Source organism: Pseudomonas sp. BB438 (assembly GCF_057180225.1).
Genome location: NZ_CM170001.1, coordinates 2,799,531 through 2,820,670 on the forward strand (window position 1 = coordinate 2,799,531; position 21,140 = coordinate 2,820,670).

Below are 21,140 nucleotides of genomic sequence, written 5' to 3' on the forward strand. Positions count from 1 at the left end.
GTGCCGGGCTGGCCGGGCCTGGTTCCCGAGTCTAGAGGCGGCGCGCCGCCGCACTTGATGCGGAACGACCGAGGCTGCCGCTCGACCGGTCGCCAGCCCTAGACGAACTGCGCCGCCGCGTAGCCCGACGCCCAGGCCCACTGGAAATTGAAGCCGCCCAGGTGGCCGGTGACGTCCAGCACTTCGCCGACGAAATACAGGCCGGGGGATTTCAGCGACTCCAGGGTCTTGGAGGACACCTCGCGGGTGTCGACGCCGCCCAGGGTGACTTCCGCCGTGCGGTAGCCCTCGGTGCCCGCCGGCACCAGTTGCCAATCGCCCAGGCGCTCGGCAATCACCTTGAGCTCAGCGGGCGTGTACTGCTTCATGGGCTTGGAGACGAACCACTGTTCGGCCAGCAGGCCGGCCATCTTCTTGGTGAACAGCTCGCCCAGCAGCGTCTTCAGCTCGCTGTTGGGGCGCTCGCGCTGCTGCTCGGCCAGCCAGACCGGCAGGTCGATGCGCGGCAGCAGGTCGATGCTGATGGTGTCGCCGGGCTGCCAGTAGGAGGAAATCTGCAGGATCGCCGGGCCGCTGAGGCCGCGGTGGGTGAACAGGATGTTCTCGACGAAGCTCTGGCCGTTGCAGCTGACGCGGCAGTCCTCCACCGAGGTGCCGGACAGCTCGGTGCACAGGGCCTTGAGTTGCGGGTCGGTGATGGTGAAGGGCACAAGGCCCGCGCGGGTCGGCAGCACGCTGTGGCCGAACTGGCGGGCGACCTGGTAGCCGAAGCCGGTGGCGCCGAGGGTCGGGATGGACAGGCCGCCGGTGGCGATCACCAACGATTCGCAACGGACCAGGCCGAGGCTGGTCTGCAACTGGTAGCCGCCTTCGTCGAGACGGGCGATCTCGCTCACCGAGGTATCCAGGCGCAGGTCGACGCCAGCCTGGTCGCACTCGTCCAGCAGCAGGCCGAGGATGTCGCTGGACTTGTTATCGCAGAACAGCTGGCCGAGCTTCTTCTCGTGGTAGGGCACGCCGTGCTTGGCCACCAGGGCGATGAAGTCCCACTGGGTGAAGCGCGCCAGCGCCGACTTGCAGAAATGCGGGTTCTGCGAGAGGAAGTTGACCGGCTCGCAGTACATGTTGGTGAAGTTGCAGCGCCCGCCACCGGACATGAGGATCTTCTTGCCGGCCTTGTTGGCGTGGTCGATCAGCAATACCTGACGACCGCGCGCGGCGGCGCTCATGGCGCACATCAGTCCTGCGGCGCCAGCGCCGATGATGATGACCTGGGAGGTGAGCACGGTGGTTTCCTTCTTTACGGGGTAGCGGGCGCTTGAGGCGGCGCATCTTACCCGAAGCACGGGGCCGCCGGCTGCCTGCGCTCGACCGCGCGTCGATTGCGCATCCGCCGTGAGTGCAGGCTTCCCGACCGGTGCCGGGCACGTCGGGATATCCCCGCGGCGCGTTTGTCCGGATAATGCCGGGCAGTTCGCTTTCTACTTTTTCGTGGTAATGCCCGCATGGAAATCAAGGTCAATTTTCTCGACAACCTCCGACTCGAAGCCAAGTTCGACGACTTCACGGTGATTGCCGACCAGCCCATTCGCTACAAGGGTGATGGTTCGGCACCGGGTCCATTCGACTACTTCCTGGCTTCCTCGGCGCTGTGCGCGGCTTACTTCGTCAAGCTCTACTGCCAGACCCGCGACATCCCCACGGACAACATCCGCCTGTCGCAGAACAACATCGTCGACCCGGAGAACCGCTACAAGCAGATCTTCAAGATCCAGGTGGAGCTGCCGGCTGACATCTCCGAAAAGGACCGCCAGGGCATCCTGCGCTCCATCGACCGCTGCACGGTGAAGAAGGTGGTGCAGACCGGCCCGGACTTCGTCATCGAGGAAGTCGAGAACCTCGACGCCGATGCCCAGGCCTTGCTGATGCCGAGCACCGTCGCGGGTGCCAGCACCTATATCCAGGGCAAGGACCTGCCGCTGGAGCAGACCATCGCCAACATGTCGGAGATCCTCGCCGGCCTGGGCATGAAGATCGAGATCGCCTCGTGGCGCAACATCGTGCCCAACGTCTGGTCGCTGCACATTCGCGACGCGCAGTCGCCGATGTGCTTCACCAACGGCAAGGGCGCCACCAAGGAAAGCGCGCTGGCCTCGGCACTGGGCGAGTTCATCGAGCGGCTGAACTGCAACTTCTTCTACAACGACCAGTACTGGGGCGAGGAAATTGCCAACGCGCCGTTCGTGCATTACCCCGACGAGCGCTGGTTCAAGCCCGGCCCGAAGGATGCGTTGCCCGAGGACATCCTCGATGAGCACTGCCTGGAAATCTACAACCCGGACGGCGAGCTGCGCGGCTCGCACCTCTACGACACCAACTCGGGCAACACCGAGCGCGGCATCTGCTCGCTGCCGTTCGTGCGCCAGTCCGATGGCGAGACGGTGTACTTCCCGTCCAACCTGATCGAGAACCTCTACCTGTCCAACGGCATGAGCGCCGGCAACACCCTGGCCGAAGCGCAGGTGCAGTGCCTGTCGGAAATCTTCGAGCGCGCGGTCAAGCGTGAAATCCTCGAAGGCGAACTGGCCCTGCCGGACGTGCCGCAGGAGGTGCTGGCCAAGTACCCGGGCATCGTTGCCGGCATCAAGGGCCTGGAGGAGCAGGGCTTCCCGGTGCTGGTCAAGGATGCGTCCCTGGGCGGTGCGTTCCCGGTGATGTGCGTGACCCTGATGAACCCGCGCACCGGCGGCGTGTTCGCCTCCTTCGGCGCGCACCCGAGCTTCGAAGTGGCGCTGGAGCGCAGCCTCACCGAACTGCTCCAGGGCCGCAGCTTCGAGGGCCTGAACGACCTGCCGCGACCGACCTTCGAAAGCCAGGCTTTGACCGAGCCGAACAACTTCGTCGAGCACTTCATCGACTCCAGCGGTGTGGTGTCCTGGCGATTCTTCAGCGCCAAGGCCGATTACGACTTCATCGAGTGGGACTTCTCAGGCCACGGCGACGACTCCAATGCCCAGGAGGCGCAGACCCTGTTCGGCATCCTCGAAGAGCAGGGCAAGGAGGTCTACATGGCCGTGTACGAGCACCTGGGCGCCACCGCCTGCCGCATCCTGGTGCCGGGCTACTCGGAAATCTACCCGGTGGAAGACCTGATCTGGGACAACACCAACAAGGCGCTGGCGTTCCGCGCGGACATCCTCAACCTGCACAGCCTGAACATCGTCCGCCTCAAGTCGCTGCTCAAGCGCCTGGAAGCCTGCGAGGTGGACGAGTACACCGACATCACCACACTGATCGGCGTCGAGTTCGACGACAACACGGTCTGGGGTCAACTGACCATCCTTGAGCTCAAACTGCTGATCAACCTCGTGGCGAAGCGCTTCGAGACAGCCAAGGAACTGGTGGAGATGTACCTCCAGTACAACGACAACACGGTTGAGCGCGGCCTGTTCTACCAGGCGCTCAACGCGGCGCTGGACGTGCACCTGGACGAGGAAATGGAGATGGTCGACTTCGAGGCCAACTTCCGCCGCCTGTTCGGCAACGAGCGCATGGACGCGGTGCTCGGCTCCCTGGACGGCAGCGTGCGCTTCTACGGCCTGACGCCCACCAGCACCAGGCTCGAAGGCCTCGACAAGCACCTGCGCCTGATCGACAGCTACAAGAAGCTGCACCAGGCACGGGCCAGGGCAGTGGCGGCCGGTCGCTGATCCGGGGCTTGCGGAAAGGGCACCTTCGGGTGCCTTTTTCATGTCCAGCGCAAGGCGCGTGACCCTGATCCGCCTCCCGGCATGCCGCTCGACCGGTCGTCCGATGTGGCGCGAAAGTCCGCCTAGACTTGTCGATTCCGTCGTCGCCCAGGCGACCAAGCTGCATGCCGGTCAAGCCGACCGCGCGAGAATCAGGAGATTCAACATGTCCAGCCTGCAACGCGTCACGCCCTGCCTGTGGTTCGACGGCAAGGCCCAGGAAGCGGCCGAATTCTATGTCGGCATCTTTCCCAATTCGCGGATCGTCCAGACCGCCTATTACCCCGAGGCCGAGAAGGACCGTCATGGTGGCGTGCCCGGCTCGGTGCTGACGGTGGAGTTCGTGCTGGATGGCCAGACGTTCATCGCGCTCAACGGCGGGCCGACGTTCAACTTCACCGAGGCGTTGTCGCTGCAGGTGATGTGCGACAGCCAGAAGGAGATCGACCACTTCTGGGACAAGCTCGGTGCGGGCGGCCCGGCAGAGGCGCAGGTCTGCGGCTGGCTGAAGGACCGTTACGGGGTGTCGTGGCAGATCTGCCCGCGGCACGTCGGGGACATGGTTGCCGACCCGAACCCGGCGAAGGCCAGCCGCACGCTGCAGGCGGTGATGGGCATGAAGAAGCTGGACATGGCCGCCATCGAGCGTGCCCATGCCGGCAGCTAAGGCAGACAACTGAACCCGAACAGGCAGAGAGGGCGCGCGGCATGTTCAGCCACATTACCGTCGGCACCAACGACCTGCCGCGAGCCATCGCTTTCTACAGCAAGGTGCTCGAACCGCTGGGGATCGTTCTCAAGGCGCACCGCCACGCACCGGAGCGAGCGATCTTCGCTCACCCGGACAGTGACGTGGTGTTCTGCGTCTATCCCCCCATCGATGGCCAGCCCGCAAGCGTCGGCAACGGTAGCCTGGTGGCCTTCGAAGCGCGCACGCGGCACCAGGTCGACAACTTCCATGCCCGTGCCGTGCGACTGGGCGGTGTCGACGAAGGGCCGCCGGGGCTGCGCCTGAACTACTCGCCGACCTACTACGGCGCCTACGTGCGTGACCTGGACGGCAACAAGCTGTGCTGCGTCTGTCACCTGGACGAGTGAAGCGGCGCCAGGGCGCTAGAATGCACACACGCCAGCAGCGCACCGAGAGGAATCCATGATCGCCGCCAGCTACGTCGCTCCGTTGCTTTCCGTGGCCCTGCTGTGGGCCGTGGCGGTGGTCACGCCCGGGCCCAACTTTTTCACCACCGCACGTATCGCCGCCGTCCATTCGCGCCGCCACGGTTTGATCGCCGCGCTGGGTGTCGCCAGTGGCACGGTTATCTGGGGCCTGGCGGGCGGACTCGGCATCAAGTCCCTGTTCAGTGCCGCGCCCCCGCTGTACCTGCTGTTGAAGCTGGCCGGCGGTGCCTACCTGATCTACCTGGGCATCCGGTTGCTCAAGCGCAAGGCGCCGGCCGATGACGGTGAGAGCCTTGTCAAGGTGGCCCGGCAACGCAGTGCCTTCTCGGCGTTCCGTCTCGGCCTGCTGGGCAACCTGACCAATCCCAAGACCGCGCTGTTCGTCGCCACCCTGTTCGCCACCGCCATGCCGGCCTCGCCGTCGGCGCCGCTGCTGGCCATGGCCATCGGATTGATGGTGACACTGTCCCTGAGCTGGTACTGCTGCGTGGTCCTGGTTTTCGCCAGCGAACGCATGGCGGGCGTGTACCGGCGTTTCCGACGGGCACTGGATCGCGTCGCCGGCTGCTGCTACCTGCTGTTCGGCGCGCGGATGATGGCGGCTCACTGAGCGGCGTCCACCTCGGAAATTTCGAACTCCCAAGCGCAGCGGCTCGTCCAACGTCCTGAGCGCCGCAGTCGACCGGCACGCACGCTTTGCCCGGCTGCGGCACCGCCAAGCGGCGAGGGTGCGCTCGCCGGACAGGGAGAATCTGCGATGGTCACTCACTACAAGGTCAAGGGTCACCTGGCGTGCGGGCACGCGGGCAAGCACCTGGAGTCCACCAGCGAGCTGAACCGGGTGAAATGCCGGAGCTGCCGCAACACCGAGGTCTACAAGGAGGCACGCCGCACTGCGCGCAATGCGGCGCGTCGTGCCCAGCGCAAGGCCCGCGCCGAGGCCGTGCACAACGACTGGCGCAGCTTCTGGGAAAAACGCCTGGCCGCCATGCCGGGCAGCCAGCGCCTGCCGCGCGGGTTCCAGGACCAGCCGTTCATCTGAGGCGGGTGTGAGGAGGAGGCAGGGGAGCATGCATGCCCGAGCGTAATGCTCGGGAAAGTCGTGCTAGCATCTGCCCCGGCCCCGAATCCTCCTGCGCCGCTGGCAACCCGCCAGCGGCGCCATCCCTCACAGAAGGACCCAAGCAATGGCTCAAGTCACCCTCAAGGGCAACCCGGTTTCCGTCGACGGCAAGCTGCCGCAGAAAGGCGAACAGGCTCCGGCCCTGTCGCTGGTCGCCGGCAACCTGTCCGACGTCACCCTGGACACCTACGCTGGCAAGCGCAAGGTGCTGAACATCTTCCCCAGCGTCGACACCCCGACCTGCGCCACCTCCGTGCGCAAGTTCAACGCCGAAGCGAGCAAGCTGGCCAACACCGTGGTGCTGTGCATCTCCGCTGACCTGCCGTTCGCCCAGGCGCGCTTCTGCGGCGCCGAAGGCCTGGAGAACGTGGTGAACCTGTCCACCCTGCGTGGCCGCGAGTTCCTCGCCAACTACGGCGTCGCCATCGCCGACGGCCCGCTGGCCGGCCTGGCCGCGCGTGCTGTCGTCGTGCTGGACGAGCACAACAAGGTGCTGCACAGCGAGCTGGTAGGCGAAATCGCCGACGAGCCGAACTACGCTGCTGCCATCGCCGCCCTGGCCTGATGGAAGGATCGGGCCAGTTCATCAGGACTGGCCCCAATGGCGCGGGAACCTCCCGCGCCATTTCCGGGTCGCAATGCCCCGGTAATTCGTAACTCCCGGTAAATCAAAGGTAAATAGCGGGTAAAGAGACTTTGCCTGCGGCCTGGCTGTGCTTATCGTTCAGCCTCGCTATTCTCACTTCTTTGCGCCAAGCCCCCTTTTCGACAAGACAGAGTCCCATGACTGCAAGCAACGGATCGCCTTCGAAACTTCGTACCCTGCGCCCCTGGCTCATCACCGCGCTGCTGTTCGCCGCCGTGGTCGGGCTGATCATGTGGCTGCACTCGACGTCTTCGGGGGCGCCGGCGGCCCAGGGCGGACGCGGTGGGCGACCGGGTCCGGGGCAGATGGCCGCGGGGCAGGGCGGCACGGCGGTGACCGTGAGCGTCGCGCCGGTGGTCAAGGGCGACCTGCCGGTGCACTACCACGCACTGGGCACGGTGACGGCCTATAACACCGTCAACGTCCGCGCCCGGGTCAGCGGCCAGTTGGTCAAGGTGCCGTTCCAGGAAGGCCAGGAAGTGACGGCCGGTGACATCCTCGCGGTGATCGACCCGCGTCCGTTCCAGGCCGCGCTGGACCAGGCGCAGGGCACGCTGCTGCAGAACCAGGCGCAACTGAAGAACGCGCAGATCGACCTCGCCCGCTACAAGGGCCTGTACGCCGAGGACTCCATCGCCAAGCAGACCCTGGACACCCAGGAAGCCCAGGTCCGCCAGTACGAAGGCACCCTGAAGACCAACCAGGGCCAGGTCGCCGACGCCAAGCTCAACCTCGAATTCACCCAGGTGCGCGCGCCCATCTCCGGCCGCGTCGGCCTGCGCCAGGTGGACGTGGGCAACCTGGTGACCTCCGGCGATACGACGCCGCTGGTGGTCATCACCCAGGTCAAGCCGATCTCGGTGGTGTTCAGTCTGCCGCAGCAGCAACTGGGTACCATCGCCCGCGAGCTCTACAGCGGCAAGCCGGTGCCGGTCGAGGCGCTGGACCGCAACCAGAACCAGACCCTGGCCACCGGCGTGCTGAAGACCCTGGACAACCAGATCGACACCACCACCGGTACCGTCAAGCTCAAGGCCGGCTTCGAGAACGACGACCACAAGCTGTTCCCCAACCAGTTCGTCAATGTGCGCCTGCTGGCCGAGACCCTGCCCGGCGTGCTGACCATCCCGGCCAACGCCGTGCAGCGCGGCAACGACGGTACCTACGTCTACCTGGTCGGCGAAGAGAGCAAGGCCAAGCGCCAGCTGGTCACCCTGGGCACCAGCGAGAGCGAGCGCGTGGTGGTGACCGAGGGGCTGAAGGAGGGGGATCGCGTCGTCGTCGAAGGCACCGACCGCCTGCGCGACGGCACCCGTATGACTATCGTCGCCTCCGACGACAAGGCCCGCGCGGCCGCCACTGAAGAGGGCGACAAGTCCACCGCCAAGCCGTTCGGCTCGGACACGCCGGTCCAGGACAGCGGTAAGAGCGAATGAACCCGTCCCGCCTGTTCATCCTGCGGCCGGTCGCCACCACGCTCCTGATGGTGGCGATCCTGCTGTCGGGGATCATCGCCTACCGCTTCCTGCCGATCTCGGCGTTGCCGGAAGTGGACTATCCGACCATCCAGGTGGTGACCCTGTATCCCGGCGCCAGCCCGGACATCATGACCTCCTCGGTGACCGCGCCGCTGGAGAACCAGCTGGGGCAGATTCCGGGCCTCAACGAGATGTCCTCCACCAGTTCCGGCGGCGCCTCGGTAATCACCCTGCAGTTCAGCCTGCAGATCAACCTCGACGTGGCCGAGCAGGAAGTCCAGGCGGCGATCAACACCGCGCAGAGCCTGCTGCCCAAGGACCTGCCGAACCAGCCGGTGTACAGCAAGGTGAACCCGGCGGATGCGCCGATCCTCACCCTGGCGGTGATGTCCCCGGACATGCCGTTGCCGCAAATCCAGGACCTGGTGGACACGCGCCTGGCACAGAAGATCTCGCAGATATCCGGCGTCGGCCTGGTCAGCATCAGCGGCGGCCAGCGCCCGGCCGTGCGCATCCGTGCCAACCCCTCGGCGCTCGCCGCCGCCGGCCTGAGCCTGCAGGACCTGCAGACCACCGTCACCAACAACAACCTCAACGGCCCCAAGGGCAGCTTCGACGGCCCGACGCGTTCCTCGACCCTGGACGCCAACGACCAGCTCAAGTCCGCCGACGCCTACCGCGACCTGATCATTGCCTACAAGAACGGCTCGCCACTGCGCGTCCGTGACGTGGCGAGCGTGGAGGACGACGCCGAGAACGTGCGCCTGGCCGCCTGGGCCAATACCTCGCCCGCCGTGGTGCTGAACATCCAGCGCCAGCCGGGCGCCAACGTCATCGAAGTGGTGGACAGCATCAAGAAGATGCTCCCGCAGTTGCAGGCCACCCTGCCGGGCAGCCTGGAAGTGACGGTGCTCACCGACCGCACCACGACCATCCGAGCGTCGGTGGCGGATGTGCAGTTCGAGCTGTTCCTCGCTGTCTGCCTGGTGGTGATGGTCACCTTCCTGTTCCTGCGCAATATCTCCGCGACGCTGATCCCCAGCTTCGCCGTGCCGCTGTCGCTGATCGGCACCTTCGGCGTGATGTACCTCGCCGGCTTCTCGATCAACAACCTGACGCTGATGGCGCTGACCATCGCCACTGGCTTCGTGGTGGACGACGCCATCGTCATGGTGGAAAACATCGCCCGCTACCTGGAGCAGGGCGATCCGCCGCTGGAGGCCGCGCTCAAGGGTTCGAAACAGATCGGCTTCACCATCATCTCGCTGACCTTCTCGCTGATCGCCGTGCTGATCCCGCTGCTGTTCATGGGGGACGTCGCGGGGCGGTTGTTCCGCGAGTTCGCCATCACCCTGGCGGTGGCGATTCTGATTTCCGGCTTCGTTTCCCTGACCCTGACACCGATGCTCAGCGCCAAGCTGCTGCGCCATGTCGAGCCGGAGAAGGAAGGGCGATTCGCCCGCGCCGCCGGGCGCTTCATTGACAAGATGATCGAGCGCTACGCCGCTGCCCTGCGCGTGGTACTGCGTCACCAACCGCTGACGCTGCTGGTGGCCATCGCCACCGTGGTGCTTACCGCGCTGCTCTACATCTTCATGCCCAAGGGCTTCTTCCCGGTGCAGGACACCGGGGTGATCCAGGGCATCGCCGAGGCGCCGCAGTCGATCTCCTTCCAGTCCATGGCCAGCCGCCAGCAGGACCTGGCGAAGATCGTGCTGAAGGACCCGGCGGTGGACAGCCTGTCCTCGTTCATCGGCGTCGACGGCACCAACGCCACGCTGAACACCGGGCGCCTGCTGATCAACCTCAAGCCTCACGCCGAGCGCGACGTGACCGCCAGCGAGGTGATCCACCGCCTGCAGCCGGAGCTGGACCAGATCGCCGGCATCAAGCTTTACATGCAGCCGGTACAGGACCTGACCATCGAAGACCGCATCGCCCGCACCCAGTACCAGTTCACCCTGCAGGATGCCGACCCGGATGTCCTCGCCGACTGGGTGCCGCGCCTGGTGGATCGCCTGCAGCAGCTGCCGGAGCTGGCCGACGTGGCCACCGACTGGCAGGACAAGGGCCTGCAGGCCTACATCAACATCGACCGCGACACCGCCTCGCGCCTGGGTGTGAGCCTGTCGAACATCGACAGCGTGCTGTACAACGCCTTCGGCCAGCGGTTGATCTCCACCATCTTCACCCAGGCCACGCAGTACCGCGTGGTGCTGGAGGTGGCGCCGGAGTTCCAGATCGGTCCGCAGTCGCTGGAGAACCTCTACGTGCCGTCCAGCGATGGCACCCAGGTGCGCCTGTCGAGCCTGGCGAAGGTCGAGGAGCGCCACACCCTGCTGGCGGTCAACCACATCGCCCAGTTCCCGGCCGCGACCATCTCCTTCAACCTGGCCAAGGGCGTCGCCCTCGGCGAGGCGGTGCAGGCGATCCGCGACGTCGAGGCGCAGATGGAGATGCCGGTCAGCCTGCAGGGCAGCTTCCGTGGTGCGGCGCAGGCATTCGAGGCCTCGCTGTCCAATACCCTGCTGCTGGTGCTGGCGTCCATCGTCACCATGTACATCGTGCTGGGCATCCTCTACGAGAGCTTCATCCACCCGGTGACCATCCTCTCCACGCTGCCCTCGGCGGGCGTGGGCGCGCTGCTGGCGCTGATGCTCTCGGGGCAGGACATCGGCATCGTGGCGATCATCGGCATCATCCTGCTGATCGGTATCGTGAAGAAGAACGCGATCATGATGATCGACTTCGCCCTGGACGCCGAGCGTAACGAGGGCAAGCCGCCCCACGAGGCGATCTACCAGGCGTGCCTGCTGCGCTTCCGGCCGATCCTGATGACCACCATGGCCGCGCTGCTCGGCGCGCTGCCGCTGATGCTCGCCGGCGGCGCCGGCGCCGAACTGCGCCAGCCGCTGGGCATCACCATGGTCGGCGGCCTGCTGGTCAGCCAGTTGCTGACCCTGTTCACCACGCCGGTGATCTACCTGTACTTCGACCGCCTTGCCGCGCGCTGGGCCGCCTGGCGCGGCCGCCACGGTCTTGACGTGAACAGCATCGACCCGGCGGAGCGTGGCTGATGGGCGGCCTGTCTCGCCTGTTCATCCTGCGCCCGGTCGCCACCTGCCTGCTGACCCTGGCGCTGATGCTGGCCGGCGCGCTGTCGTTCAGCCTGCTGCCGGTGGCGCCGCTGCCCAACGTCGACTTCCCGACCATCCTGGTGCAGGCCTCGCTGCCCGGCGCCAGCCCGGAAACCATGGCCTCCACGGTGGCGACGCCGCTGGAGCGCTCGCTGGGGCGCATCGCCGGGGTCACCGACATGACCTCCAGCAGCTCCCTGGGCAACACCACCATCATCGTGCAATTCGACCTGTCCAAGGATATCGACGGCGCCGCGCGCGAGGTGCAGTCGGCGATCAACGCGGCCATGAGCCTGCTGCCTTCGGGCATGCCGAACAACCCGACGTACCGCAAGGCGAACCCGTCGGACATGCCGATCATGATCCTCACCCTGACCTCGGATACCTACACCCGCGGGCAGATGTACGACCTGGCCTCGACCATCGTCTCGCCCAAGCTGGCGCAGGTGAAGGGCGTGGGGCAGGTGAGCATCGGCGGCTCCTCGCTGCCGGCGGTGCGCGTCGACGTGAATCCCGACCAGCTCAGTCACTACGGCATTTCCCTGGACACGGTGCGTACCGCGATCAACAACACCAACGCCGACGGACCCAAGGGCTCGCTGGAGTTCGGTGATCGGCACTGGCAGGTGGACTCCAACGATCAGCTGCGCAAGGCCAGCGAGTACGCCCCGCTGATCGTCCACTACAACGCCGAGACCGGCGCGGCGGTACGCCTGCGTGATGTGGCCAAGGTCACCGACTCGGTGGAAGACATTCGCAACGCCGGCTTCTCCGACGACCTGCCAGCCGTGCTGCTGATCATCACCCGTCAGCCCGGCGCCAACATCATCGAGGCCACCGACGCCATTCACGAGCAACTGCCGATCATCCAGGACGTGCTCGGCCCGCAGGTGAAGCTGTCGGTGATGGACGACCGCAGCCCGTCGATCCGCTCCTCGCTGGAAGAGGCCGAGCTGACCCTGATCATCTCCGTGGTGCTGGTGATCCTGGTGGTCTACCTCTTCCTGCGCAACGGTCGCGCCACGCTGATCCCCAGCCTCGCGGTGCCGGTCTCGCTGGTGGGCACCTTCGCGGTCATGTACCTGTGCGGCTTCTCGCTGAACAACCTGTCGCTGATGGCACTGATCATCGCCACCGGCTTCGTGGTGGACGACGCCATCGTGGTGGTGGAGAACATCGCGCGGCGCATCGAAGAGGGCGACCCGCCGATCCAGGCTGCCATCCGCGGCGCGCGGGAAGTGAGTTTCACCGTGCTGTCGATGACCCTGTCGCTGGTGGCTGTGTTCATCCCGCTGCTGCTCATGGGCGGCATCACCGGGCGCTTGTTCCGCGAGTTCTCGGTCACGCTGGCGGCGGCCATCCTGGTGTCGCTGGTGGTTTCGCTGACATTGACGCCGATGCTCTGCGCGCGCCTGCTCAAGCCCATCGATCGCGGCTCCATGAAGGCGTCGGTGGAGCGCCAGAGCAACCGTTTCTTCGTTGCCTTCATGCAGCGCTACCGCGCCAGCCTGAGCTGGGCGCTGGAGCATTCGCGGCTGATGGTGATGATCATGCTCGGCTGCATTGCGCTGAACCTGTACCTCTTCGTGGTGGTGCCCAAGGGCTTCCTGCCGCAGCAGGATTCCGGGCGCCTGCGCGGGTTCGCGGTGGCTGACCAGAGCATCTCGTTCCAGGCGCTGGACAAGAAGATGGCGGAGTTCCGCAAGATCCTCTCCGAAGACCCGGGCGTGGAAAACGTCGTGGGTTTCGTCGGCGGCGGGAAATGGCAGTCGAGCAACACCGGCTCGTTCTTCGTCACCCTGAAGGACATCACCGAGCGCGATTCCGCAGAAACCATCGTCAACCGCCTGCGCAAGAAACTGGCCCAGGTCCCCGGCGCCAACCTGTTCCTGGTGGCCGGCCAGGACGTGCGCATCGGCGGTCGCCAGGGCAACGCGCAGTATGACTTCACCCTGCGCAGCGATGACCTCAACCTGCTGCGCGAATGGGCGCCGAAGGTCGAGGCGGCGATGAACAAGGTGCCGCAGATCGTCGACGTGAGCAGCGACGCCCAGGACAAGGGTGTGCAGAGTCGCCTGGTGATCGACCGTGACCGCGCAGCCAGCCTGGGGGTGAACGTCGCGGAAGTGGATGCGGTGCTGAACAACTCCTATGGCCAGCGCCAGGTCTCGACCATCTTCAACCCGCTGAACCAGTATCACGTGGTGATGGAAGTCGCCCAGCCGTACCAGGAGACCCCCGAGGAGCTGCGCCAGGTCTACGTGATCAACAGCGAAGGGCAGCGCATCCCGCTGTCGGCGTTCACCCACATCGAGCCGAGCCGCGCGCCGCTGGAGGTCAACCACCAGGGTCAGTTCGCCGCCACCACCTTCTCCTTCAACCTCGCCCAGGGCGCGCAGATCGGCCCGGCCCGCGACGCCATCCTGGCAGCGGTGGAACCGATCCACCTGCCGATGGAAATCCAGGCCACCTTCGAGGGCAATGCCGGCGCGGTGCAGGACACCCAGAACGACATGCCGTGGCTGATCCTGCTGGCGCTGGTGTCGGTGTACATCGTGCTGGGCATTCTCTACGAGAGCTACGTGCACCCACTGACCATCCTCTCGACGCTGCCGTCGGCGGGCGTCGGTGCGCTGCTCACGCTGATGCTGTTCCGCACCGAGCTGTCGCTGATCGCGTTGATCGGGGTGATCCTGCTGATCGGCATCGTGAAGAAGAACGCGATCATGATGATCGACTTCGCCCTGGACGCCGAGCGCACCCAGGGCCTGTCACCGCGGGACGCGATCCTGGAGGCGGCGATGAAGCGCTTCCGGCCGATCATGATGACCACTCTGGCCGCCATCCTCGGCGCGCTGCCGCTGATCTTCGGCATCGGCGGCGACGCCGCGCTGCGTCGCCCGCTGGGCATGACCATCGTTGGCGGCCTGATCGGCAGCCAGTTGCTGACCCTGTACACCACCCCCGTCGTCTACCTCTACCTCGACCGCCTGCGCCATTGGGTCAACAAGAAGCGCGGCGTGCGCACCGACGGCGCCCTGGAGACACCCGTATGATCCGCTCCCGTTCCCTGCTTTCTCCGATGGCGGCCCTGGCGCTGGCCGTGGCCCTGGCCGGTTGTGCCATCGGCCCGGACTACCAGCGCCCCGAGCTGACGGTGCCCGCCAGCTTCAAGGAGGGCGAGGGCTGGCAACTGGCGAAGCCGCAGGACGGCTTCAACCACGGCGCCTGGTGGGAGCTGTACGGTGATGCCACGCTGAATGACCTGCAGACCCGCCTGGTCGCCGCCAACCAGACGCTGGCGCAGTCGCTCGCGTCCTACCGCCAGGCCCAGGCGCTGGCCAAGGGCGCGCGCTCCTCGTTCTTCCCCACCCTCAGCGCAGACGTCGGCAAGACCCGTTCGGGGCAAGGCACCGGCAGCGGCGGCAGCGTGCGCCTGCCGGACGGTTCCACCGTCAGCAGTGGCGGCGGTAGCAGTTCGATCAGCAACAGCTACTCGGCAAGCCTCGGCGTGAGCTGGGAGCTGGACCTGTGGGGCAAGCTGCGTCGCCAGCTGGAGGCAGACAATGCAAGCATGGACGCCAGTGCGGCGGACCTGGCCAATTCGCGGCTTTCGCTGCAGTCGCAGTTGACCCAGAACTACCTGCAACTGCGCGTGATGGACCAGCAGATCAAGCTGCTCAACGACACCGTCACCGCCTACCAGCGCTCGCTCAAACTCACCGAGAACCAGTACAACGCCGGCATCGTCACCAAGGCCGACGTTGCCCAGGCACGCACCCAGCTGAAAAGTACCGAGGCCCAGGCCATCGACCTGAAGTACCAGCGTGCGCAGCTGGAGCACGCCATCGCCGTGCTGGTCGGCGTGCCGCCGGCGCAGTTCAGCCTGGCCGCGGTGGATGCGGTGCCGAGCCTGCCGAATGTGCCGGCGCTGCTGCCGTCGGAGATACTGCAACGTCGTCCGGACGTGGCCTCCGCCGAGCGCCAGGTGATCTCCGCCAATGCCAAGATCGGCGTGGCCAAGGCCGCCTGGTTCCCCGACCTGACCCTAACTGCCGCCGGCGGTTACCGCAGCGGCAGCTTCCAGAACTGGATCGAGACACCGAACCGCTACTGGTCCATCGGCCCGCAGTTCGCCATGACCCTGTTCGATGGCGGGCTGATCGCCTCGCAGGTCGAGCAGGCCGAGGCGAGCTACGACCAGACCGTGGCCAACTACCGGCAGACCGTCCTGGACAGCTTCCGCGAGGTAGAGGACTACATGGTCCAGCTCAAGGTGCTGGAGGAGGAAAGCGGCGTGCAGCAGGAAGCGCTGGACGCTGCGCGCGAGGCGCTGCGCCTGACCACCAACCAGTACAAGGCCGGCACCATCGACTACAGCAACGTGGTCACCACCCAGACCAGCGCGCTGTCCAACGAGCGCACGCTGCTGACCCTGACCGGCAGCCGCCTGACCGCCAGCGTGCAGCTGATCGCCGCGCTGGGCGGTGGTTGGGATGCGGCGAAGATCGCCGAGGAAGGGCAGGCAACGCGGGACTGAGCCGCGTCAGCCCACGTTCGGCAAATTCGGGGAATCCACAAGCGATTCCCTTCGCCGCGACGTGACGCCTTCAGCCTGAGCAACGCCATGCCGCGCTGGCGCCGGCAGCGGCGCGGGCGTCAGCCGCTGAAGCGTCGCGCCGTGGTGTAGCTGCGCTGCCAATAACGGTTGTCCAGCGAGTCGATGCGGATGGTCTTACCGGTGCTGGGGGCATGGATGAAGCGATTGTCGCCAATGTACAGGCCAACATGGCTGGTGTTGCCTTCGCCATTCTGGTTGAAGAATACCGCGTCCCCCGGTTGCAGCTCGTCGCGGTGCACTTCGTTATGGCGCTGGGCGATCATCGAGTGCGTGGTGCGCGGCAGCGTGCGATTGGCGATGCTGCGGTACAGGTAGACCAGCAGGCCACTGCAATCGAAACCTTCTTCCTCCGACTGGCCGCCCCAGCGATAGGGCGTACCGATCAGCTCGTGGGCGCGCGCCACGATGCGCGAGGTGTTCGCCGGGCGTTGGGGCGCGCGGAGACTGGATTGTGGTCCAGGCGCCCGGGCACTGGCGGGGAGGAAAGTCCGGTCGATGGCGGAGACTTCGAAGCGGCGCCAGTCCGGGGCGTCGAGATCATCGGCGAGGGCGGCCGATGCGCCCAGGGTGCAGAGGAGGTAAAGCGGGAGTCGGAGAGGGCGCACGTCGAGTCACCTCAGGGTGAACGGTGGAGACGGGCGCCATCTTAGGAATGGCTAGGGGCGGTCGATGTAGGAAATCTCCAGTAGCTGTGAAGGTGGATTCCACAGGGGATGATCGGTCGCGACTCAGCGGGCGAACAACTGCCCGATGTCCTTGAAGGCCTTGAACTCCAGGGCGTTGCCGCAGGGATCGAACAGGAACAGCGTCGCCTGCTCGCCCACCTGCCCCTGGAACCGCACATGGGGCTCGATGACGAACCGCGTGCCGCGCTCCCGCAGCCGTTGCGCCAGGCGCTCCCAGTCCTCCCACGGCAGCACCACGCCGAAGTGCGGCACCGGCACGTCGTGGCCATCGACGGCGTTGGTGTGCGCCGCCTCCTGGCTGGCCGTGCGCGGATGCTCGTGGATCACCAACTGGTGGCCGAAGAAGTCGAAGTCCACCCATTGGGCGCTGCTGCGCCCTTCGGCGAGGCCGAAGACCTCGCCATAGAAGCGTCGGGCCAGGGCCAGGTCGTAGACGGGGATGGCCAGGTGGAAGGGCGATAGCGCCATGGACGTACTCCCTGTCAGGTCAGGCCGGGACGGCCAGCAAGCGGCTGATGGTGGCCTGGGCCGCGTTCATCTGGCCGTCGCGGGCGAGGCGGGTGAATTCCAGCAGCGCATGTTCGTGCTCGGCGAGGTCGTCGAGGATGTCCCGGTCATCGTCGTCGCCCTGGTCGGCCAGGCTGTCGTAGCGCTGGACGTAGGGCTCCACCAGTACTTCGAGCTTTTCCAGGGTCTGCGGCCAGTCGAGCCCCAGCCAGTCGGCGGCGCGTTGGCGGCCCTGGGCAGCGGCGTGCGCGGTGTCGCCCAGCGGCAGCCCGTGGCGCTGCAGCAGCCGCGCCATGCGCAGGCCGGTCTGGCGTTCCAGCCGCGCCAGCAGGAGCATGGATGAAGCGCCCTCGGGCAGTTGCTCGGCCAGGCCGAGGAAGAAGTTTTCGCCGCGGACTTCGCCGAGGTAGGCAGCCTGCAGTTCACTGGCTTGTCGGTGCATGCGTCGGTCCCCCTTTGCTGAATGGGACCAGCCTAGACGATGTGTGCCGGGCATCGAACCCGGCATGTCGTGTCTGGGCCAGAACGGGTCGCTCAGCGTTCGAAGCCGTAATCGCGCTCGACCCGGCTGATGCGCACGCGGAAGGCGCTGTACCAGTCGCGTCGGCCAGCCTGCTGGGCCATGCGGTGTTCGGCCTGCTGCTTCCAGTGGCGGATCGCCGCTTCATCGCGCCAGTAGGACACGGTGATGCCCAGGCCGTCGGCACCACGGGCGGACTCGACGCCGAGGAAGCCATCCTGCTGCGCGGCCAGCTCCAGCATGCGCTCGGCGGTGGTGCCGTAGCCGTCGTCCAGCTCGGTGCGGTAAGAGGTGAAGGTCACGGCGTAGTAGGGCGGCTGTGGCGTGCGGGCGATCATGCGGGGCTCCCGGCGATGGACCGTGGGTTGGACTCTCGGCTGGTTGCGTGGCGGAACGCGGCGGACAGCAGGGCTTCGGCCAGCGGCACGGCAATGCCGGCCAACGCCTTGCGCTCGGGCTGGAACAGGGTGGCGAGGAAGAACGGATGGTCGGTGGCTTCCAGCGCGCGGATGCTGCCGTCTTCGCCATGGGCGCAGGCGCGCAGCGATCCGCCGAACAGGTCTTCCTGGAACGCCGGATTCACCCCGTAGCGGCAGCGATAGCCCTCGCGGATCTCCGGCAGTCCGTAGATCGCCGCCAGGTGCGAGCCGGGAGCGAGGCGAATGGTTTCGCTGACCTCCACCAGCGAACAGGGCAGGGCATGGACCACGGGGCGCTTCGCCTCCGGGTCCGTCTCGGCGTGGGCGGCATCGCTCCAGCCCAGGACCTGGCGGGCGCGCTCCAGCAGGGCATGCTGGAAGCCGCCGCAGGTACCGAGGAATGGCACCTCGTTCTCGCGGGCGAAGGTGATCGCGCGCAATGCGCCGTCGGTGCTCTGGTAGGGGCTGCCGGGGATGCACCAGAAGCCGGAGTAGGGCTCCAGATCCAGGCCTTCGGCGAGGCGCGGGGTATCCAGCCAGTCCACGCGCAGGGTGCCCGAATGCGGCAGCAGCGATTGCTGCAGCGCCAGGGGGATCGCCCAGTGGGCGGTGACGCGGCTGTCACGGTCGCCGACCAGGCCGATCCGCAGTGGTTTGCGACGTTTTCCCATCCTTTGATCCCCCAGGCGTCGTGGCCCTCTGGCGGGCCTGCAGGAGGCAATTTATAGTTGCGCAGGTGCAATCGAAAATGGGCGATTGCGCAACCTTGGAGTGCGTCGATGCAATACCGTCTGGAATACGCCGATCTCGCCCTGGTGTTGGCGCTGGTGCGTGGCGGCAGTCTTGCCCGTGCCTCGGAATTGCTCGAGGTAGACGTCTCCACCGTATTTCGTGCGGTGCGCCGGCTGGAGAAGGCGCTGGGTACCGCGCTGTTCGAGAAAGGCCGCAATGGCTACCTGGCCACCGCCACCGCGCAACAACTGGCGACCCAGGCGGAACTGGCCGAGCAGGCACTGGAAGCGGCACGCCTGGGCCTGGAGCAGGGCCATGACGTGCTCAGCGGCACCGTGCGCCTGACCTGTTCCGACACCGTTCTTCAGGGGTTGCTGCTGCCGGCCCTCGCACGCTTCATGAAGCGCTACCCGGCGCTGAACCTGGAACTGACCACGTCCAACGCCTTCGCCAACCTCAGCCGTCGCGACGCCGACATCGCTTTGCGCCTGACCAGCGCGCCGCCAGAGCATCTGGTCGGGCGCAATCTGGGCGAGGTGCACTACGTGCTCTGCGCGCACCGCGACTACCTCGCCGAACAGGGCGAGCGTCCCTGGCAGGAACTTAGCTGGATCGCCCCGGACGAGTTTCTTCCCGACCACTCAAGCGTGGCCTGGCGTCGCCAGGTATTTCCGGCCGTGGTGCCGGCCTATCGCTGCAACAGCATGCTCTCTGTACTGGATCTCTGCCGTGCGGGCCTGGGTCTGGCGGCGCTGCCGGCGTTCCTGCTGCGCGCCGGCGACGGCCTGCAGGTGCTGGAACCGGAACTGCCGGGGTGCAGCACGCATCTCTGGTTGCTCACTCGCCCTGACTGCCGCGCGTTGCGGGCGGTGGTGACGCTGTTCGAGGAGTTGGCTGGCAGTATCCGACTGACCGCCTGAATGAAAAGACCCCGCTCGAAGGCGGGGTCTGACCTACCAATGACGGTAGTGGCTGGGCGGGCCGTAGTAGCCCGGTCCGTAATACCGCGGCGGTCCATAGTAGCGGGGCGGGCCGTAGTAACGCGGGCCCGGGACCACCACCACGGGGCGGTAGACCGGCTGGTAAACGGGTTGGTAGACCGGCACCGGCTGGTAATACACCGGTTGCGGCGGGTAATAGGCCACCGGGGGCGGCGGCGCGTAATAAGGGGCCGGCGCGGGTTGAGAGCCGGCGACCACTGCACCCCCGACAACGGCACCGACCACGGCGCCGATCGCGGCGGCATCCGTATGGCTGTTGGCCGCGGCCTGGCCAGCGAGGGCGAGGCCAGCGCAGAGCAGGGCGATCTGGGGGAGACGGTGAAGCATGATGCACCTCCTGAGGAACCCGGCGAGGAACCAGGTATCTATGAGACATCGGCCTCGAACGAATCGTAACGCCGCCGGTGTAAAGGTTGTGTAAATGGCGCCGTACGGCTCTGCGACGGGCATTGCATGTATCAGCCTGCAATACATCCATCGCGCTGCTGCAGTCTTCGGGCTGGTAAGGTGGCGCCTTTCGCGTTTTTTCCGGAGCTTTTCCAGAGCTCTCTTTCCAGAAGAACCAGGGAGACCTTTCATGCCCTTCAATCCCATGTCCTTGAAGTGCACCTTGCTGTCGCTTCTCGCTGTTGCCGCGCTCGCCGGTTGCAGTTCCAAGGATGCCTCGTCCGATGCCGCCCAGCCGGCCGCGGACAGTTCGCCGGCCATGACCGGCACCTGCAACGCCAAGGCGGTGCAGTCGATCGTCGGCAAGGTCGTCACCCCGACCCTGACCGAGGAAGCCCGTCGTGACGCCGGCGCCAGCGTCGCCCGCGTGCTCACTCCGCACCAGCCGGTAACCATGGAGTACAACTCGCAGCGCCTGAACATCGATGTCGATGACAGCCAGGTGGTGAAACAGGTCTCCTGCGGCTGAGTCCATGGCTGCGAAGCACTGACCATGAAAAAGCCCCGCCTAGGCGGGGCTTTTTCATGGTCAGTGAATCTCAACGGTTGGCGGGCTTCTTGATCACGCGCAGTGCCTGGCTCGACTGATTGACGCATTCCTCGTAGTTACCGGTTTTCTTCGCTTCCTCGGCCTTGGCGAGGTACTCGTGGACCGCATTGACCTTTACGCCGGTCGCGTTCTTGCTGGCGGTCTTGAGGAAGTCGTTGATCTGCTGCAGGTTGCCGTCGCACAGCTTGCTGTCAGCGAAGGCCGGTACGGTGAACACCATGGCCAGGAGCAGAGCGTACTTTTTCATGCAGTTTCTCCTTGCATATCTTGCATATCGGATGCCGAATCGAAGAGATTCGAAATTAAGTTAGCTTGCTAACAATCGACAAGCGCTTTCCCTGCAAA

The 21,140-nt window shown here is 66.0% G+C and carries 20 protein-coding genes; 12 read left to right on the forward strand and 8 right to left on the reverse strand.

What is annotated here, in order from left to right; translation table 11 throughout:
* Positions 1–98: 98 nt before the first annotated feature.
* On the reverse strand, positions 99–1,238 hold the full coding sequence (locus AC1ZV1_RS13015; RefSeq protein WP_484297557.1) for a BaiN/RdsA family NAD(P)/FAD-dependent oxidoreductase: 1,140 nt from the start codon (positions 1,236–1,238) through the stop codon (positions 99–101).
* A 267-nt stretch (positions 1,239–1,505) separates the two neighbouring features.
* Between AC1ZV1_RS13015 and AC1ZV1_RS13020 the strand changes: the two genes are divergently transcribed.
* The 10 genes from AC1ZV1_RS13020 (at position 1,506) to AC1ZV1_RS13065 (ending at position 15,852) form a co-directional block, all read left to right on the forward strand.
* Entirely contained in the window at positions 1,506–3,710 is a 2,205-nt protein-coding gene (locus AC1ZV1_RS13020) for an OsmC domain/YcaO domain-containing protein (protein WP_484297092.1), read from the forward strand.
* Positions 3,711–3,915: 205 nt separating this feature from the next.
* Positions 3,916–4,416, forward strand: a complete 501-nt coding sequence (locus AC1ZV1_RS13025; RefSeq protein ID WP_484297093.1) for a VOC family protein — start codon at positions 3,916–3,918, stop codon at positions 4,414–4,416.
* Between the two features lie 41 nt (positions 4,417–4,457).
* A complete protein-coding gene (locus tag AC1ZV1_RS13030) occupies positions 4,458–4,847 on the forward strand; it encodes a VOC family protein (RefSeq protein ID WP_484297094.1) in 390 nt (129 codons plus the stop codon).
* Positions 4,848–4,902: 55 nt separating this feature from the next.
* A complete protein-coding gene (locus tag AC1ZV1_RS13035) occupies positions 4,903–5,538 on the forward strand; it encodes a LysE family translocator (protein ID WP_484297095.1) in 636 nt (211 codons plus the stop codon).
* A 147-nt stretch (positions 5,539–5,685) separates the two neighbouring features.
* A complete protein-coding gene (locus AC1ZV1_RS13040) occupies positions 5,686–5,970 on the forward strand; it encodes a hypothetical protein (RefSeq protein WP_484297096.1) in 285 nt (94 codons plus the stop codon).
* Positions 5,971–6,115: 145 nt separating this feature from the next.
* Positions 6,116–6,616: a thiol peroxidase gene (tpx, locus tag AC1ZV1_RS13045; RefSeq protein WP_484297097.1), complete on the forward strand. Its 501-nt coding sequence runs from the start codon at positions 6,116–6,118 to the stop codon at positions 6,614–6,616.
* A 218-nt stretch (positions 6,617–6,834) separates the two neighbouring features.
* Entirely contained in the window at positions 6,835–8,133 is a 1,299-nt protein-coding gene (locus tag AC1ZV1_RS13050) for an MdtA/MuxA family multidrug efflux RND transporter periplasmic adaptor subunit (RefSeq protein WP_484297098.1), read from the forward strand.
* Positions 8,130–11,252 carry an MdtB/MuxB family multidrug efflux RND transporter permease subunit gene (locus AC1ZV1_RS13055; RefSeq protein WP_484297099.1) on the forward strand — a complete coding sequence of 1,041 codons (3,123 nt, stop codon included), beginning with the start codon at positions 8,130–8,132 and terminating at the stop codon, positions 11,250–11,252. Before AC1ZV1_RS13050 ends, AC1ZV1_RS13055 begins: the two co-directional genes overlap by 4 nt.
* Positions 11,252–14,368, forward strand: coding sequence for a multidrug efflux RND transporter permease subunit (locus tag AC1ZV1_RS13060; protein ID WP_484297100.1), 3,117 nt, complete (start codon positions 11,252–11,254; stop codon positions 14,366–14,368). The genes AC1ZV1_RS13055 and AC1ZV1_RS13060 overlap by 1 nt, the downstream gene beginning before the upstream one ends.
* Positions 14,369–14,394: 26 nt before the next feature.
* On the forward strand, positions 14,395–15,852 hold the full coding sequence (locus AC1ZV1_RS13065) for an efflux transporter outer membrane subunit (RefSeq protein WP_484297558.1): 1,458 nt from the start codon (positions 14,395–14,397) through the stop codon (positions 15,850–15,852).
* Positions 15,853–15,971: 119 nt separating this feature from the next.
* On the opposite strand, the gene AC1ZV1_RS13070 is transcribed toward AC1ZV1_RS13065, so the two are convergent.
* From AC1ZV1_RS13070 to AC1ZV1_RS13090, 5 genes are all read right to left on the reverse strand, one after another.
* A complete protein-coding gene (locus AC1ZV1_RS13070) occupies positions 15,972–16,538 on the reverse strand; it encodes a C40 family peptidase (RefSeq protein WP_484297101.1) in 567 nt (188 codons plus the stop codon).
* Between the two features lie 123 nt (positions 16,539–16,661).
* The gene (locus AC1ZV1_RS13075; RefSeq protein WP_484297102.1) at positions 16,662–17,087 is read right to left on the reverse strand and encodes a VOC family protein; all 426 of its coding nucleotides are present in this window, start codon (positions 17,085–17,087) and stop codon (positions 16,662–16,664) included.
* Between the two features lie 19 nt (positions 17,088–17,106).
* Positions 17,107–17,568: a hypothetical protein gene (locus tag AC1ZV1_RS13080; protein ID WP_484297103.1), complete on the reverse strand. Its 462-nt coding sequence runs from the start codon at positions 17,566–17,568 to the stop codon at positions 17,107–17,109.
* Between the two features lie 92 nt (positions 17,569–17,660).
* Positions 17,661–17,984 (reverse strand): antibiotic biosynthesis monooxygenase family protein, encoded by a 324-nt coding sequence (locus AC1ZV1_RS13085; protein ID WP_484297104.1) that lies wholly within the window; start codon positions 17,982–17,984, stop codon positions 17,661–17,663.
* Complete coding sequence (locus AC1ZV1_RS13090; RefSeq protein ID WP_484297105.1) at positions 17,981–18,736, reverse strand: CTP synthase C-terminal region-related (seleno)protein; 756 nt, start codon at positions 18,734–18,736, stop codon at positions 17,981–17,983. The genes AC1ZV1_RS13085 and AC1ZV1_RS13090 overlap by 4 nt, the downstream gene beginning before the upstream one ends.
* A gap of 108 nt (positions 18,737–18,844) precedes the next feature.
* Between AC1ZV1_RS13090 and AC1ZV1_RS13095 the strand changes: the two genes are divergently transcribed.
* The gene (locus AC1ZV1_RS13095) at positions 18,845–19,717 is read left to right on the forward strand and encodes a LysR family transcriptional regulator (RefSeq protein ID WP_484297106.1); all 873 of its coding nucleotides are present in this window, start codon (positions 18,845–18,847) and stop codon (positions 19,715–19,717) included.
* A 33-nt stretch (positions 19,718–19,750) separates the two neighbouring features.
* On the opposite strand, the gene AC1ZV1_RS13100 is transcribed toward AC1ZV1_RS13095, so the two are convergent.
* Positions 19,751–20,125, reverse strand: coding sequence for a hypothetical protein (locus AC1ZV1_RS13100; RefSeq protein ID WP_484297107.1), 375 nt, complete (start codon positions 20,123–20,125; stop codon positions 19,751–19,753).
* A gap of 250 nt (positions 20,126–20,375) precedes the next feature.
* Between AC1ZV1_RS13100 and AC1ZV1_RS13105 the strand changes: the two genes are divergently transcribed.
* A complete protein-coding gene (locus AC1ZV1_RS13105; protein ID WP_484297108.1) occupies positions 20,376–20,714 on the forward strand; it encodes an I78 family peptidase inhibitor in 339 nt (112 codons plus the stop codon).
* Between the two features lie 70 nt (positions 20,715–20,784).
* Here AC1ZV1_RS13105 and AC1ZV1_RS13110 read toward each other — a convergent pair whose 3' ends face one another.
* A complete protein-coding gene (locus AC1ZV1_RS13110; RefSeq protein ID WP_484297109.1) occupies positions 20,785–21,042 on the reverse strand; it encodes a hypothetical protein in 258 nt (85 codons plus the stop codon).
* Positions 21,043–21,140 lie beyond the last annotated feature (98 nt).

Bases quoted from the DNA above. Each gene is read 5' to 3' on its own strand.
- AC1ZV1_RS13015 (WP_484297557.1), bottom strand. From the start codon at position 1,238: ATGTGCGCCATGAGCGCCGCCGCGCGCGGTCGTCAGGTATTGCTGATC.
- AC1ZV1_RS13020 (WP_484297092.1), top strand. From the start codon at position 1,506: ATGGAAATCAAGGTCAATTTTCTCGACAACCTCCGACTCGAAGCCAAG.
- AC1ZV1_RS13025 (WP_484297093.1), top strand. From the start codon at position 3,916: ATGTCCAGCCTGCAACGCGTCACGCCCTGCCTGTGGTTCGACGGCAAG.
- AC1ZV1_RS13030 (WP_484297094.1), top strand. From the start codon at position 4,458: ATGTTCAGCCACATTACCGTCGGCACCAACGACCTGCCGCGAGCCATC.
- AC1ZV1_RS13035 (WP_484297095.1), top strand. From the start codon at position 4,903: ATGATCGCCGCCAGCTACGTCGCTCCGTTGCTTTCCGTGGCCCTGCTG.
- AC1ZV1_RS13040 (WP_484297096.1), top strand. From the start codon at position 5,686: ATGGTCACTCACTACAAGGTCAAGGGTCACCTGGCGTGCGGGCACGCG.
- tpx (WP_484297097.1), top strand. From the start codon at position 6,116: ATGGCTCAAGTCACCCTCAAGGGCAACCCGGTTTCCGTCGACGGCAAG.
- AC1ZV1_RS13050 (WP_484297098.1), top strand. From the start codon at position 6,835: ATGACTGCAAGCAACGGATCGCCTTCGAAACTTCGTACCCTGCGCCCC.
- AC1ZV1_RS13055 (WP_484297099.1), top strand. From the start codon at position 8,130: ATGAACCCGTCCCGCCTGTTCATCCTGCGGCCGGTCGCCACCACGCTC.
- AC1ZV1_RS13060 (WP_484297100.1), top strand. From the start codon at position 11,252: ATGGGCGGCCTGTCTCGCCTGTTCATCCTGCGCCCGGTCGCCACCTGC.
- AC1ZV1_RS13065 (WP_484297558.1), top strand. From the start codon at position 14,395: ATGGCGGCCCTGGCGCTGGCCGTGGCCCTGGCCGGTTGTGCCATCGGC.
- AC1ZV1_RS13075 (WP_484297102.1), bottom strand. From the start codon at position 17,087: ATGGCGCTATCGCCCTTCCACCTGGCCATCCCCGTCTACGACCTGGCC.
- AC1ZV1_RS13080 (WP_484297103.1), bottom strand. From the start codon at position 17,568: ATGCACCGACAAGCCAGTGAACTGCAGGCTGCCTACCTCGGCGAAGTC.
- AC1ZV1_RS13085 (WP_484297104.1), bottom strand. From the start codon at position 17,984: ATGATCGCCCGCACGCCACAGCCGCCCTACTACGCCGTGACCTTCACC.
- AC1ZV1_RS13090 (WP_484297105.1), bottom strand. From the start codon at position 18,736: ATGGGAAAACGTCGCAAACCACTGCGGATCGGCCTGGTCGGCGACCGT.
- AC1ZV1_RS13095 (WP_484297106.1), top strand. From the start codon at position 18,845: ATGCAATACCGTCTGGAATACGCCGATCTCGCCCTGGTGTTGGCGCTG.
- AC1ZV1_RS13100 (WP_484297107.1), bottom strand. From the start codon at position 20,125: ATGCTTCACCGTCTCCCCCAGATCGCCCTGCTCTGCGCTGGCCTCGCC.
- AC1ZV1_RS13105 (WP_484297108.1), top strand. From the start codon at position 20,376: ATGCCCTTCAATCCCATGTCCTTGAAGTGCACCTTGCTGTCGCTTCTC.
- AC1ZV1_RS13110 (WP_484297109.1), bottom strand. From the start codon at position 21,042: ATGAAAAAGTACGCTCTGCTCCTGGCCATGGTGTTCACCGTACCGGCC.